At 57.0% G+C, this 14448-nt stretch carries 12 protein-coding genes and 4 pseudogenes; 10 read left to right on the top strand and 6 right to left on the bottom strand.

The window, feature by feature from the left end:
- The coding region (locus tag ACMX3H_RS01350; RefSeq protein ID WP_415209509.1) for an IS66 family transposase at positions 1 to 422 on the top strand (422 nt) is incomplete at its 5' end.
- A 34-nt stretch (positions 423 to 456) separates the two neighbouring features.
- Here the strand turns inward: ACMX3H_RS01350 and ACMX3H_RS01345 are convergent.
- Positions 457 to 801 (bottom strand): annotated as a pseudogene (locus ACMX3H_RS01345) (glutathione S-transferase N-terminal domain-containing protein); the annotation flags it as partial.
- A gap of 8 nt (positions 802 to 809) precedes the next feature.
- Between ACMX3H_RS01345 and ACMX3H_RS01340 the strand changes: the two are divergent.
- Together ACMX3H_RS01340 and yfcD are read left to right on the top strand one after the other, a co-directional pair.
- Positions 810 to 1055 (top strand): annotated as a pseudogene (locus tag ACMX3H_RS01340) (YfcE family phosphodiesterase); the annotation flags it as partial.
- Positions 1056 to 1138: 83 nt separating this feature from the next.
- On the top strand, positions 1139 to 1708 hold the full coding sequence (gene yfcD / locus ACMX3H_RS01335) for an NUDIX hydrolase YfcD (RefSeq protein WP_415209508.1): 570 nt from the start codon (positions 1139 to 1141) through the stop codon (positions 1706 to 1708).
- Between the two features lie 190 nt (positions 1709 to 1898).
- Here the strand turns inward: yfcD and pta are convergent, their stop codons facing one another.
- Together pta and ackA are read right to left on the bottom strand one after the other, a co-directional pair.
- Positions 1899 to 4025: a phosphate acetyltransferase gene (gene pta / locus ACMX3H_RS01330; protein ID WP_415209511.1), complete on the bottom strand. Its 2127-nt coding sequence runs from the start codon at positions 4023 to 4025 to the stop codon at positions 1899 to 1901.
- An 88-nt stretch (positions 4026 to 4113) separates the two neighbouring features.
- A complete protein-coding gene (gene ackA / locus ACMX3H_RS01325; RefSeq protein ID WP_415209507.1) occupies positions 4114 to 5316 on the bottom strand; it encodes an acetate kinase in 1203 nt (400 codons plus the stop codon).
- A 347-nt stretch (positions 5317 to 5663) separates the two neighbouring features.
- Here ackA and yfbV point away from each other — a divergent pair, with 347 nt between their 5' ends.
- The 4 genes and pseudogenes from yfbV (at position 5664) to ACMX3H_RS01305 (ending at position 9222) form a co-directional block, all read left to right on the top strand.
- Positions 5664 to 6119 (top strand): terminus macrodomain insulation protein YfbV, encoded by a 456-nt coding sequence (yfbV, locus tag ACMX3H_RS01320; protein WP_415209506.1) that lies wholly within the window; start codon positions 5664 to 5666, stop codon positions 6117 to 6119.
- Positions 6120 to 6282: 163 nt separating this feature from the next.
- Positions 6283 to 6777: pseudogene (locus ACMX3H_RS01315) on the top strand (YfbU family protein).
- Complete coding sequence (locus ACMX3H_RS01310) at positions 6770 to 7423, top strand: sugar phosphatase (protein WP_415209505.1); 654 nt, start codon at positions 6770 to 6772, stop codon at positions 7421 to 7423. Before ACMX3H_RS01315 ends, ACMX3H_RS01310 begins: the two are co-directional and overlap by 8 nt.
- 131 nt (positions 7424 to 7554) lie before the next feature.
- A pseudogene (locus ACMX3H_RS01305) lies at positions 7555 to 9222 on the top strand (SLC13 family permease).
- Between the two features lie 54 nt (positions 9223 to 9276).
- On the opposite strand, the gene yfbR reads toward ACMX3H_RS01305, so the two are convergent.
- From yfbR to ACMX3H_RS01290, 3 genes are all read right to left on the bottom strand, one after another.
- Complete coding sequence (yfbR, locus tag ACMX3H_RS01300) at positions 9277 to 9876, bottom strand: 5'-deoxynucleotidase (protein ID WP_415209504.1); 600 nt, start codon at positions 9874 to 9876, stop codon at positions 9277 to 9279.
- Positions 9873 to 10094, bottom strand: coding sequence for a hypothetical protein (locus tag ACMX3H_RS01295; protein ID WP_415209503.1), 222 nt, complete (start codon positions 10092 to 10094; stop codon positions 9873 to 9875). Before ACMX3H_RS01295 ends, yfbR begins: the two co-directional genes overlap by 4 nt.
- 110 nt (positions 10095 to 10204) lie before the next feature.
- Positions 10205 to 11470, bottom strand: a complete 1266-nt coding sequence (locus ACMX3H_RS01290; protein WP_415209502.1) for a pyridoxal phosphate-dependent aminotransferase — start codon at positions 11468 to 11470, stop codon at positions 10205 to 10207.
- 168 nt (positions 11471 to 11638) lie between these two features.
- Between ACMX3H_RS01290 and ACMX3H_RS01285 the strand changes: the two genes are divergently transcribed.
- The 3 genes from ACMX3H_RS01285 to ACMX3H_RS01275 all read left to right on the top strand — a co-directional run bounded on the left by ACMX3H_RS01285 (position 11639) and on the right by ACMX3H_RS01275 (position 14445).
- Positions 11639 to 11797, top strand: a complete 159-nt coding sequence (locus tag ACMX3H_RS01285) for a hypothetical protein (RefSeq protein WP_415209501.1) — start codon at positions 11639 to 11641, stop codon at positions 11795 to 11797.
- A gap of 621 nt (positions 11798 to 12418) precedes the next feature.
- Entirely contained in the window at positions 12419 to 13357 is a 939-nt protein-coding gene (gene lrhA, locus ACMX3H_RS01280; protein ID WP_415209500.1) for a transcriptional regulator LrhA, read from the top strand.
- 650 nt (positions 13358 to 14007) lie between these two features.
- Positions 14008 to 14445 carry an NADH-quinone oxidoreductase subunit A gene (locus tag ACMX3H_RS01275; RefSeq protein ID WP_025421536.1) on the top strand — a complete coding sequence of 146 codons (438 nt, stop codon included), beginning with the start codon at positions 14008 to 14010 and terminating at the stop codon, positions 14443 to 14445.
- Positions 14446 to 14448: the final 3 nt, after the last annotated feature.

Here is a 14448-nt window from a genome sequence, read left to right as displayed (position 1 = left end):
AGGAACGACAACAGGTGCGTGAAGCACGATCCCGACCAATACTTGTTGGTCTGGATAGTTGGGTCCGGGAAAAACTCACCACGCTGTCGCGCCAGGCCGATACGGCAAAGGCGTTCAACTACCTGATGAACCACTGGCGGGCGTTGTGCTACTACGCCGGCGATGGCTGGGCGGAGATCGACAATAATATCGCTGAAAACGCGCTGCGGGTAATAAGCCTGGGTCGCAAGAACTATCTGTTCTTCGGTTCGGATAGCGGCGGCGACCGGGCGGCGCTGATGTATACGCTGATCGGCAGTTGCAAACTGAACGGCGTGGAGCCGGAAGCGTATCTGCGCCATGTGCTGGCGATTATCGCGGATCATCCCATCAACAAAATCAAAGAGCTCCTGCCGTGGAACCTCACCATCCCTGCTGAATAACTGTCAATACGGCGCTGGGCGTACGCTTACCTTTTTCCGGGGCATACTGGCTGAAGTGGTGGTTTTGGCCAAGCATCGGCCCAAAGCCCGCCATTTGCCAGAACAGCCATTGCAGGGTGGTGTGCCGTTCGCGCAGTTCGTGCGACAGCAGCTGTCCGGTTTTCTCCGCCAGATAGAGCAAAATAGCGCCCGATTCAAACAGGCTTAACGGCGCGCCGCCGTCCGCCGGCTGGTTGTCGACGATCGCCGGAATTTTGTTATTCGGCGAGATGGTGAGGAAGGCCGGCTTGAATTGATCGCCGGCGCTGATATCCAGGCGGTGAAGCTGATGAGGCACGCCGGTCTCTTCTAAAAACAGCGTAATTTTATGGCCGTTGGGCGCTTACGCTTTTTTTAACCCACGGGCATCTTTATCATCCGGCGCGGCTGCCGCCGCTGGCGCCCGGCGACACGTTCTTGTACGGCCATACCCATATTCCGCAGGCGGAGGAGCATATTCTGTTCAATCTGGGGTCGGTCAGCTTGCCCAAAGGCGGCTTTCCGGCGAGCTATGGTCTGCTGGCGGACGGCCGGTTACAGGTACTGTCATTAGATGGCGGGGAAACTATTGCGCAAGTCGCAATAACCTTCTAAGTTATGACAAAATACGTCAGTGGGTTTTTCCGTTTAATCATACCGCGCGGGCAGTCCGCGCCATTGCATAAGGGTGTCATAGGATGGAGCAACAGAGTCAGTCTGCAGGTGAGGAATGGGTCGACATTGTCAATGAAAACAATGAAGTCATCGCCCAGGCCAGCCGCCAGCAGATGCTCGCGGAACGTCTGCGTCACCGCGCCAGTTATATTGTGGTGCATGATGGTGCGGGCAATATTCTGGTTCAGCGTCGTACCGCCAGCAAAGACTTCTATCCGGGCTATCTGGATGCGACCACCGGCGGCGTGGTGCAAAGCGGTGAGGGGATGCTCGATTCCGCCCGCCGCGAGGCGGAAGAAGAGCTGGGCATCGCGGATGTGCCGTTCGCCGAACACGGGCAATTTTATTTCGAGAATGACGCTTGCCGGGTGTGGGGCTCGCTGTTTAGCTGCGTGACCCATGGCCCGTTCGCGCTACAGGAAAGCGAGGTGGAGGCGGTCAATTGGCTGACGCCGGAGGAAATTACTGGCCGCTGCGACGAATTCACCCCGGACTCCCTCAAAGCGTTGTCGCTGTGGCTGAGCCGCAATAACGCCCAGAGCTTTGGCAAGCCCCTGGCCGCGCAGACGTCAGACGACAGCGCGGCACAGTAGCCGGCGAGCGCGAGGGAAGGTTGCGGCATCTGGGGACGGGCTAAACGTAGGCTGGCGTTGGGGAAGGTAGCGCCCTACCTGCACGGGCTAAACCGGCGCAAGCGCTCGGGAAGGTCGAGCCGGCCCGCACAGGGCAAAAAAACGCCGGCCTCTGGCAGGCGTGGTCGTTCCTGACGCCGCAAACGCGGAATTAGCCTTCCGCCTGTTTCGACTGAATGGCGGTCAGCGCGACCGTATAAACGATATCGTCCACCAGCGCGCCGCGCGAGAGGTCGTTGACCAGCTTGCGCATCCCCTGCAGCATCGGGCCGATAGAGATCAGGTCCGCCGAACGCTGTACCGCTTTATAAGTGGTATTACCGGTGTTCAAATCCGGGAAGATAAAGACCGTCGCCTGACCCGCTACCGGCGAGTTGGGTGCTTTCGACAGCGCGACATCGGCCATAATGGCGGCGTCATACTGCAGTGGGCCGTCGATGACCAGGTCCGGGCGTTTTTTCTGCGCCAGGCGCGTGGCTTCACGCACTTTCTCGACGTCGCTGCCGGCGCCGGAATTGCCCGTCGAGTAAGAAATCATCGCCACGCGCGGCTCAATACCGAAGGCCGCGGCGGAGTCGGCTGACTGAATGGCGATTTCCGCCAGTTGCTCCGAAGTCGGATCCGGGTTGATGGCGCAGTCGCCGTACACCAGCACTTGCTCAGGCAGCAGCATAAAGAACACCGACGACACCAGCGAACTCCCCGGCGCGGTCTTGATGAGCTGTAGCGGCGGGCGGATGGTATTGGAGGTGGTATGCACCTTCCCTGACACCAGGCCGTCCACTTCGCCCTGTTCCAGCATCAGCGTGCCCAGCACCACGTTATCTTCCAGCTGTTCGCGGGCCACCACTTCGGTCATGCCTTTGCTCTTGCGCAGCTCGACCAGGCGCGCGACATACTTCTCGCGCGCCACTTCCGGATCGATAATTTCGATGCCGTCGCCAAGCGTAACGCCCTGTACCGTGGCCACGCGCTGAATTTCATCGGGGTTACCCAACAGCACGCAGTGGGCGATGCCGCGCTCGGCGCAAATGGACGCCGCTTTGACGGTGCGCGGCTCGTCGCCTTCCGGTAGCACGATGCGTTTACCCGCCTGGCGCGCCAGTTCGGTCAGTTGATAGCGGAACGCCGGCGGCGACAGGCGGCGCGGACGCTCGGAGCTGGCGGACAGGGATTCGATCCAGGCATTATCGATATGGCCCGCGACATAGTTTTGCAGTTTTTCCACCCGGCTGTGGTCGTCGGCCGGCACTTCCAGGCTGAAGCTCTGGAGGCTGAGCGACGTCTGCCAGGTGTTGGTCTGTACGGTGAACATCGGCAGGCCGGTTTGGAAGGCGCGCTCGCATAGCTGCTGAATGCGCGGATCAATGTCATAGCCGCCGGTCAGCAGCACCGCGCCGATTTCCACGCCGTTCATCGCGGCGAGGCAGGCGGCGACCAGCACATCGGGGCGGTCGGCGGAGGTCACCAGCAGCGAACCCGGGCGGAAATGTTCCAGCATGTTCGGCAGGCGGCGCGCGCAGAAGGTGACGGATTTCACGCGGCGGGTCTGAATTTCCCCTTCGTGGATAATGGTGGCGCCCAGATGGCGGGCTATGTCGATGGCGCGGGTGGCGATGAGATCGAAATTCCACGGGATGCAGCCCAGCACGGGCAGCGGGCTGTTTTCAAACAGCAGGCTCGGATCGACGTTAGCGACTCTGGCCTTGCTGGAATCGTCGAAAATTTCCGACAGGTCTGGACGGGTGCGGCCTTGTTCATCCACCGGCGCGTTCAATTTATTGACGATGACGCCGGTGATGTTTTTATTTTTGCTTCCCCCGAAGCTTGAGCGCACCAGCTCGATGCGTTCTTTCAATTGATCCGGCGAGTCGTTGCCCAGCGAGAGCACGAAAACGATTTCGGCGTTTAGCGTGCGGGCGATTTCATAGTTCAGCGCCGTGGCGAACTGATGCTTGCGCGTGGGAACCAAACCTTCCACCAGCACCACTTCCGCCTCTTGGGTGTTTTCATGGTAGCGGGCGATGATTTCTTCCATCAGCACGTCTTGCTGATTGGAGCCGAGAAGGGATTCCACATAGCTCATGGCCAAGGGTTCGGCGGAGGGAATAGTGGAATTGGCGCGGATAATACGGGTGGCGTCGAGGGTGTCCTCACCGGATCGGGGCTGAGCGATGGGTTTGAATACGCTTAGGCTTACGCCTTTTTGCTCCATGGCGCGGATCACGCCGAGGCTGACGCTGGTCAGACCGACGCTGGTGCCGGTAGGGATCAACATGATTGTACGGGACACGGCTAAACCTCTTTCAACGGTTGCTCGTTAGTCAAAACAGCCCCGCCGGACAAAGCCGGCGGGGAGATGAGAATTACGCGGTCAGACGCGTGGCGTCCTGGGCGATGACCAACTCCTCGTTGGTCGGGATGATGATAGCCGGGCGGCTGGCGTCGGTGGTGATCACGCCGGCGTGGCCAAAACGCGCGGCCAGGTTGCGTTCATGATCCACCTCGAAGCCGAGCATCGCCAGTTTTTTCAGCGACAGCTCGCGCACCATAGCGGCGTTCTCGCCGATGCCGCCGGTGAAAATCACCGCATCCAGCCGTCCGTCCATCAGCGCACTATAGGAGCCGATGTATTTGGCCAGACGGTGGCAGTAAACATCCATAGCGCGGCGGGCGTCGGCTTTATCGCGGTAGTTGTCCTCGACATAGCGGCAGTCGCTGGTCACGCCGGTCAGGCCCAGCAGACCGGACTCTTTGGTCAACAGGGTGTTGATACGGGCGACGGACATGCCTAACGCATCGTGTAAATGGAACACGATAGCCGGGTCGATATCGCCGCTGCGGGTGCCCATCACCAGGCCTTCCAGCGGGGTCAGCCCCATGGACGTATCCACGCACTGGCCGTTGCGAATGGCGGAAACGGAGCCGCCGTTACCTAAATGGCAGGCAATCACATTAAGCTGGTCAACCGGCTTGTTAAGCATCTTGGCCGCTTCGCGGCTGACATAAAAGTGGCTGGTGCCGTGGGTGCCGTAGCGGCGGATAGCATGTTCTTGATATAAAGAGTAGGGCAGGGCATAAAGATACGATTCTTCAGGCATTGTCTGATGGAAAGCAGTATCAAAAACCGCTACGCTCTTTTGTGCCAGCTGCGGAAACTCTTTCAGGGCTTCGCGGATACCGATAAGATGTGCCGGATTATGCAGCGGCGCGAACGGGATGGAATCCTCGATGCCTTTTAATACGTCGTCATTGATAATGGCGGACTGGGTGAACCGTTCACCGCCGTGTACGATGCGGTGACCGATGGCGGTTAATTGTACTGAAAGTTCCGGTTTTTGTGCCAAAATAGTATTAACGATAAAGTGCAGCGCTTCACTGTGCGCGCTGCCGGCACCCAATGCCGCTTCTTGCTTGGCGCCGTCCATCTTCCATTTGATACGCGCTTCCGGCAGATTGAAGCACTCGGCGAGACCGAAGATATGTTCTTCACCATTGGCGGCATCGATAATGGCGAATTTCAAAGATGAACTGCCACAGTTAAGAACCAGTACTAGCTTACTCGACATGGAAGTACCTACTTGTTATGCGTGGTTAATAATTCGTCAAACAAGCTTTAATCGTAGCGCATTCCGCCGCTGACATTTATGATTAACATCATGGATGCGGTGTTTTCGCGGTTATGATGTCGGCAATGCGCTCACGCGGCCCTGATACGTTAGCCATAGGCGGCTTTGCCCCCTGGCTGTCGCGGTCGACCTGAACGCGGGCGGCGGCGCATGCTAATGCTAAGCCCCGCAGCGCGGAATAGGATAACGAGAGACCGCGGTAAAGACAAAATATATTTAAATGTTATAAAATGCATTGTGAAATTGCGCGAAAATTTTAATCATTACTCATAAAGTTGAGGTCCGCTATGTCGACGCTCCCTTCCGGTTCGGTAAGTTGGTACAAGATATTCCAACGCGGACAATACTATATGAAGGCCTGGCCCGCTGAAAAAAGCCTGGCGCCAATCTTCCCTGAACACCGTGTGGTACGCGCCACGCGTTTCGGCGTGCGCTACATGCCGGCGATCGCGGTCTTTACCCTGAGCTGGCAAATCGCCCTCGGGGGGCAGCTTGGCCCAGCGGTGGCCACCGCCATCTTTGCCTGCAGCCTGCCGATGCAAGGCTTGTGGTGGCTCGGCAAGCGGTCGGTCACGCCGCTGCCGCCTTCGCTGCTGACCTGGTTCCACGAAGTGCGGCAAAAGCTCAACGAGGCCGGCCAGGCGCTGGCGCCGGTTGAAGGGGTACCGACCTATCAGATGTTGGCCGAGGTGCTCAAAAGAGCGTTTAAACTGCTCGATAAAGCGTTTCTGGATGATTTGTAAATCCTAAAGGCCGCGTCTGCACCCGCCGCCATAAATATTTCATCCGGTCATGGTTTACATCAAACAAAGCGGGGTTTGCACTACCCCGGCGTCCAGCGCTATGCCATGCTGACGCCTGCGAACTTTCCTGGCGCGGCCAGGCTTTTAACACCAGGAGTGCTTTATGGACATGACCAACGCCCAACGGCTTATCTTGTCAAATCAGTATAAAATGATGACCTTGCTTGACCCCGACAACAGCGAGCGCTACCGCCGGCTGCAAACCATCATCGAGCGCGGCTATGGCCTGCAGATGCGCGAGTTGGATCACGATTTCGGCGCGTTGAGCGAAGACGTTTGCCGTAGTATTATCGATATCATGGAAATGCATCACGCCATGCAGGTGTCCTGGTCCAATTTGAAGGACCGCCAGGACATTGACGAACGCCGCCTGGCGTTTCTCGGTTTCGATGCCGCCACGGAAGCGCGTTATCTTGGCTATGTCCGTTTCATGGTATTCACCGAAGGGCGCTACACCCACTTCGACTCCGGTACCCACGGTTTCAACGCCCAGACAAAAATGTGAGATAAATATCTGCGTATGCTGGCGATCTGGCAGGCTTGTCCGCGTCAATATCATCTGAGCGCGGTGGAAATTTCGCAAATTATCAATGCCTGAAGATGAAGTTAAGGAGCGGCTTGTGCGCGGTTTAGGCTTTTTGTTTGACCTGGATGGGACTTTGATAGATTCGTTGCCGGTGGTGGAGCTGGCCTGGGGCAACTGGGCGCGGCGCCATGGCGTGCCGGAGGCGGAGGTGTTGAATTTTATACACGGCAAACAGGCGATTATCTCGTTGCACCACTTTATGCCGGGGCAAAGCGAAGAGACGATACAGCACGAGTATCGTCTCCTGGAACGCTTTGAAGCCGAAACCATCGACGGCGTAAACGCGCTGCCGGGCGCCCGCGAACTGTTGAACGACCTTAACCGCCTGCAGCTACCGTGGGCGATTGTGACCTCCGGATCGCTGCAGGTCGCCTCCGCCCGGGTGCGCGCGGGGCGGCTTCCGACGCCGCCGGTGCTTATCACCGCGGAGCAGGTGCCGCGCGGTAAACCGCAGCCGGATCCTTACCTGCTCGGCGCCAAGACGCTGGGCCTGCGGCCCGCCGAGTGCATTGTGGTGGAGGACGCCATCGCCGGCATCCAGTCCGGACTGGCGGCGGGTTGCCCAGTGATAGCCGTTAATCCGCCGCCGAAAACGCCGCAAAAAGAGGCGGTGGGCATGCTCGTCGATTCGCTGCGCCAGTTGGTGGTGACCCGCTAAGGGGACTACGCCCTGGTGAGTCGTCGCGAGGTCGCCTGATCGCGCAAAAAATGGTTTGAACCCCGCCTCGCCGGGGTTTTTTTATGGCATGCTGTGGACGTAATGTCTGCTATCAGGACTGGGATGTTGGCATGAACGACGAACTCCTCTGGGTGCTTGGCCTGCTGCTAGCGGCGGTAGTGCTGTTTATCACCGGGAAGGTGCGCATGGATGTGGTGGCGCTATTGGTCATTGTCGCCTTCGTGCTGAGCGGGACGCTGACCCTGGCTGAAGCCACCGCCGGTTTCAGCGATCCTAACGTGCTGCTCATCGCCGCGCTGTTCGTCATCGGCGACGGGCTGGTGCGTACCGGCATTGCGCTGTCGGTAGGGGACTGGTTGGTACGTATGGCGGGCAACAGCGAGCTGCGTATGCTGCTGCTATTGATGGTCACGGTGTCCGCGCTGGGCGCGTTTATGAGCTCAACCGGCGTGGTGGCTATTTTTATTCCGGTGGTGCTCAGCATCGCGTAGCGCATGAAAACCCCGCCGGGACGGCTGATGATGCCGCTCAGTTTCGCCGGGCTTATCAGCGGCATGATGACGCTGGTGGCGACGCCGTCCAATATGGTGGTCAATAGCGAACTGTTGCGCAACAATCTGCCGGCGTTCGGCTTTTTCGCGGTGACGCCGATAGGCTGCCTGGTGCTGGTGCTGGTGCTCGGCATCGGTTATATGGCGATGGCGCGTTTCTGGCTGACGGCGCCCGATGACGGCCGCGCCGGCGAAACCTGGCAGCGCCGCACTTTCCGCGATCTGATCCGCGATTACCGGCTGGCGCTGCGCGCCGCTCATCGGCCGCCGTCTGGATGATTTGCGCCTGCGCGATCGCTACGGCGCCAACGTGGTGGGCATTGAACGCTGGCGTAAGTTCCACCGGGTGATGGTCAGCGCCGGCGGTAATACCGAGCTGCGCCCGCGGGATGTGCTGCTGATCGACATGTCCGCCGCTGAAATGGATTTGCGTCAGTTTTGCAGCGAACAGCAACTGGAGCCGATGGTGCTGCGTGGCGAGTATTTTTCCAGCCAGGCGCGCGACGTGGGAATGGCGGAGGTCAGCCTGATCCCGGATTCCGCCCTTTTGAGCCATAGCCTGAGAGAAGTGGCGTTTCGCAGCCGCTACGGATTGAATGTGGCGGGCATCCGCCGCAACGGCGAGGCGCTGCCGGGAGTGCTGATCGACGAGCCGTTACAGCTGGGGGATATCCTGCTGGTGATAGGCGACTGGAAACGCATCTGGCAGTTGCAGTCCCGGACACGCGATTTTATTCTGCTCAATCTGCCGGCCGAAGTGGACCAGGTTGCGCCCGCGGCCAGTCAGGCGCCCCATGCGCTCTTGGCGCTGGTGCTCATGGTCGGCATGATGCCCTTCGCTCTGGCGCTGGAGAAGACCGGCGGCGTGGATGTCGTGGTGCGCCTGTCGGGCGGGGCGGGGGCGCATATGATGCTGCTGAGCCTGTTTATCCTGTGCGCGGTGACCGGGCTGTTTATTTCCAATACCGCCACCGCGGTGTTGATGGCGCCCATCGCGCTCGGCGCGGCGCGGCGCACCAGATGGGCGTCTCGCCGTATCCATTCGCCATGATTGTCGCCGTCGCCGCCTCGGCGGCGTTCATGACGCCGGTCTCCTCGCCGGTTAATACGCTGGTGTTGGGGCCGGGGGGCTACAAGTTCAGCGACTTTGTGCGCATCGGCGTGCCGTTCACTTTACTGGTGATGGCCGCCAGCGTGCTGGTGGTGCCGCTGCTTTACCCTTTTTGAGGCAAAACGGGAGGGCCGCGGCGGCAGAAGGCGGCGCGGGTGAGCCCGGCGACGCTACAGCGGCGAATCCTGGCTAATTTCGTCCAGCGACAGGCTGAAGCTTGGGATAAACACCGTCTGGAAATAGTCCATCGCGGGGCTGCGCCACTCGTTCAGCGTTTTTTCGAGGCGCGCCATCGCCAGGGTAAACTCGGTATTACCGGTGGAAATCTCCTCCAGACACTTCAGATAGGCGCACAGCGCATCGGCCTGCTTGACGACGGCTTTCTCCGCCGGTAGGTAATGTTGCTCGTCGATGAGCAGACGGAAATCCTCACGCAGCGCTTCCGGGACCATATCAATCAGCTTTTGCTGCGCGATTTTTTCAATATTTTTGTACTCGTGGGCGATTTGGGCGTTGTAATACTTGATAGGCGTCGGCATATCGCCGGTCAGCACTTCGCTGGCGTCGTGGTACATTGCCAGCAGCGCGATACGCTCGGCGTTCAGGTTGGCGCCAAACAGGCGATTATTGATGAGCGCCAGAACGTGGGCGACAAACGCCACCTGCAGACTGTGCTCCGAGACATTTTCGGTGCGCACATTGCGCATCAGCGGCCAGCGGTTAATCAGCTTTAGGCGTGACAGATGGGCGAAGAAGTGGCTTTGGGTCATAAACGTTTCCAGAAAGACGCGACAACGGAAACGCTATTGTGCGCACCCGGCGGCGGATATGCAAATCTCACGATGCCGATGCCGATGCCGATGCCGATGCCGATGCCGATGCCGATGCCGATGCCGATGCCGATGCCGATGCCGATGCCGATGCCGATGCCGATGCCGATGCCGATGCCGATGCCGATGCCGTCGCAGGGCGGCGATGTCTGCTCCACGACGCCGGGCAGGCAGCACGCCCGTTGCCGGCGCTCGGCAGACGTATGCAGTTCCGCCGCTGCGGCGTCGGTCAGGCGCCATACCGGCTTGCCGAGTGCCGCGGGCGCGCTTATTGGTGATAATGCTGCATAAAGCGGCCGAACTTGCCGATGGCGGTTTCCAGCTCGTTTACCCGCGGCAATGTCACAATGCGCAAATGATCCGGCCAGGGCCAGTTAAAAGCGCTACCCTGAACCAGCAGCACTTTCTCCTGCAGCAGCAGATCGAGCACCAGCTTCTGATCGTCATGGATATTAAAGCGTTTGGCATCGTAGCGCGGGAACATATACAGCGTGCCGCTCGGCTTCACGCAGGATACGCCAGGGATGTCGTTGATAAGCTCCCAGGCCCGATTGCGCTGCTCATATAGCCGCCCGCCCGGTTGAATAAACTCGCTGATGCTCTGATAGCCGCCGAGAGCGGTCTGGATCGCATGCTGCATCGGCACATTGGCGCACAAGCGCATCGACGCCAGCATTTCCAGCCCTTCGATATAGCCTTTGGCGTGTTTCTTCGGGCTGTTGAGCACCATCCAGCCTTGCCGGAAACCGGCGACGCGGTAGGTTTTCGACAGGCCGTTGAACGTGACGGTAAGAAGATCGGGCGCCAGCGCCGCGATAGAGTGATGTTCCTCGGCGTCGTAGAGAATTTTATCGTAAATCTCGTCCGAGAAGATAATCAGATTATGCTGCCGGGCGATTTCAACCAGCGACATCAGCATGTCTTTACTGTAGACCGCGCCGGTGGGATTATTCGGATTGATAATCACCAGCCCGCGCGTGCGGGGCGTTATTTTGCGGCGGATATCGTCCAGGTCGGGAAACCAGCACGCTTCCTCATCGCACAGATAATGTACCGCGTTGCCGCCCGACAGCGCAACCGACGCCGTCCACAGCGGGTAATCCGGCGCCGGGATCAGCATTTCATCGCCGCTGTTGAGCAACGCCTGCATGGATTGCTGAATCAATTCCGAGACGCTGTTGCCGATATAGACATCCTCCACGGTGAGATCCAGCATCTCGCGCGCCTGGTAATGCTGCATAATGGCCTTGCGCGCGAAATACAGCCCCTTGGAGTCGCTATAGCCCTGGGCGGTGGGCAGATTGCGAATCACGTCCACCAGGATCTCGTCCGGCGCTTCAAAACCGAACGGGGCCGGGTTGCCGATATTCAACTTAATGACCTTGTTGCCTTCTTCTTCCAGGCGTTTTGCCTCTTTCAGCACGGGGCCACGAATGTCATAACAAACGTTTTCCAGTTTGCTGGATTTTTCTACGGGTGCGACCACGATATTAACCCTTCTGCCAGATAGCGTATTCCCACCATGGATACGCATGATCTGCTTAATGTACTCTTGTCCCGCGCGCTTTTGAAGGATGAAACCGTGCGGCGCGGGGGATTGTGCACTGCCCCGGCGACTAAAATCTATGAAGGTGTATCTCTATTTAAAATAACCCTTATAAAATGCGGGATAATAATTCTTCAGAATAATGAGCGCTGCAGCATGAGCAACGAAATTAAACGCGGTGGTCGCTCGCTTTTTATACAATCTTGCCGGCGAATAGGTTATGGTGTGAAGCAAATGCTGGGCGTCAGGGAAGACGTGGGGCCAGAGAGGGCGAAAGGCAGTGATAATGCCTTGGTCGGCGTGCGGGTGGCGTGAATGCGGCCGCGGTGTCCCGCCCAAGCTATTGGGCCAGCAAATGACGAAATCGCCGCCTCGTTGAGGGAGTATTTCATTTAGTGCGTCGTCTGGCGCAAGAGGCGAAATTTAACTTCTTGACCGTCGCGGGGTTATTTATGGTATACCTTTAACAGGCGGCCAGATTTAGAAAAGAAGACACTTTTTTTCGTTTAAACAACAGTTAAGAGAAATTTATGTAAATAAGCGGCGCCGTAAGATAAAATAACGCTTAATTATTAATATCTAACATTTATTGCCATTACTGACCAAGCGTTTAATTAATTAAATTAACGTTTGTAGTAAGCTGCCAGCTTATTTTTTTTTATACATCAAGGGGAACAGATGTTATCCTTAACAAAGTAAATGTATTGACCGCATTGGTGCTTAGTTTCAGTTTCGCGGCAGTCTTTTATTTAAGTGGTAGCGTGATTGTTGAAGAATGAACCATCCGGCACAAATAGTGCATATCGTTCGAGGCGCCTGGCCTTACGGACGGCTCGATATGCTCAAGGCCGGGTTTTGACAATACGATGGAGTTACCACCTTTTGCAACGCCAGGACAGTAGTTTGTAATTAGAATTCAAACAGTGAAGACAATATATGACCAATGCAAATCGTCCCGTACTCAATCTTGATCTCGATCTGTTGAGAACGTTTGTTGCCGTCGCCGATCTTAACACCTTCGCTGCGGCAGCGGCCTCAGTTTGCCGCACGCAGTCTGCGGTTAGCCAGCAAATGCAGCGATTAGAACAGCTTGTGGGGAAAGAGCTTTTCGCCCGTCATGGTCGTAATAAGCTTTTAACTGAACATGGAATTCAACTGCTTGGCTATGCTCGCAATATTTTACTGTACAATGACGAAGCCTGTACTTCCCTTATGTTCAGCAATATCCAGGGTGTGCTGACCATAGGCGCGTCCGATGACACGGCCGACACCATCCTGCCCTACCTGCTTAATCGCGTTACCCGAATTTACCCCAAACTGTCCGTGGATGTCTGCGTGAAGCGCGGTCCGCAAATGGTGCAAATGCTCAACAACGGCGAAGTGGATTTGGCCATCAGTACTCAGAGCGCTCGCTACGCCTTCGCGCATCCTGCGGTGACGCTGCGCACCTCGCCAACGCTTTGGTACTGCGCGGCGGATTATCGCTTCACGCCCGGCGAGGTGGTCCCGCTGGTGGTGCTGGACGAGCCTAGCCCGTTTCGCACCCTGGCCGTGGAAAGCCTCGATGCGGCGGGGGTGCCGTGGCGTATCGCCTACATCGCCTCGACGCTCGCCGCCGTGCGCGCGGCGGTCAAAGCAGGCATGGGCATCACCCTGCGGCCGGTGGAAATGATGAGCCCCGATTTGCGCGTGCTGGGGGTGAGCGACGGTCTGCCCGAGCTGCTCGCCACGCGCTATGCGCTATATAAAAATCCCCACGGTGAAAACGAATTGGCATTGGCGATTTTCAATGCCCTACAGTCGGGCAGCGATACCTATACGCCAAAACCCCCGCCGTCACTGGAAGGGGAAAGTCCTTCATTGGAAGATGAATGATTCTCACGACTTTAATTAAACTACTGATAAGGGAGCTTATTTTTTACGAATAAGACAATAAATTTCGTTTCCCGCTTTTTGACCTCTCAACAGGTCAAAACCTGCTATTTTCCTCCACCGCTCCTCCTCAGTATTTCCCCGACGCTTCTGCGCGCGCTCATGACCCATTTAATGGGCATATCAATAAATTAAAAACGCCATTTTAAATCCTACACCTGCAAAAAGGGGGTTATTTTCACAATAAAACCTTAAAAAATCTGTTGAAATGTGTCCTGGATCATAAAAAGGGTTTACCGCTTACGTCGATCCATAGGATTTTTCGCGAAAATGGTATAATTGAGCGCAGCTTTTCCTGACGACGGGTCCACAAGCCGAATTCCCGTTTTGCTGACTGACACGATTTAGCTCATTTCTTGCGCATCCTATGTTAATCGGCTATTGCAGGTGTAAATTAACATGGAGTTCATGATGTCTAAGTTGACAAAAGGTTATAAAAAGGAGTAAAAAAACCCCACACAATAGCTGTGTATCTCATTACCATACGGCTTTTACGGTTTCTAACTTCCTTCCTGTAAATCGATGTGATGCGTAAAACTGCCTATGTCTAAGAGCAGCCTGCAAATCGCCACTTTTGATGAGTAGCATAGAGAATGTCGATAACCACTGAAATTACCGCTCATTATTGGGCTTTCGCCGTATTCCTCCTGGGTGCGCTGGGACTGTGCGCCTTCATGCTCACTGGCGGCTTTCTGCTGGGCGGGCGCGCCAGGGCGCGCTCGAAAAACGTGCCGTTTGAATCGGGGATCGATCCGGTCGGCACCGCAAGATTGCGCCTTTCAGCTAAATTTTACCTGGTGGCGATGTTTTTCGTCATTTTCGACGTTGAAGCCCTCTATTTATATGCCTGGGCCACCGCCATCCGCGAAGCGGGCTGGGTCGGCTTCATCGAGGCAACCATTTTCATTCTTATCCTGTTGGCGGGTCTGGTTTACCTGGTGCGTATTGGCGCGCTTGACTGGACGCCGGAACGTTCCCGGCGTTTGCGCCGGGCAGGCCCGATTGGCGAAACCCCCCGTCATCAAGAGTAACAG

The organism is Sodalis sp. (in: enterobacteria), from assembly GCF_047607725.1.
Classification (GTDB): domain Bacteria; phylum Pseudomonadota; class Gammaproteobacteria; order Enterobacterales; family Enterobacteriaceae; genus JBLKSS01.
The sequence above is the reverse complement of the archived record's forward strand: the minus strand, read 5'-3'. Positions and strand labels throughout refer to the sequence as shown.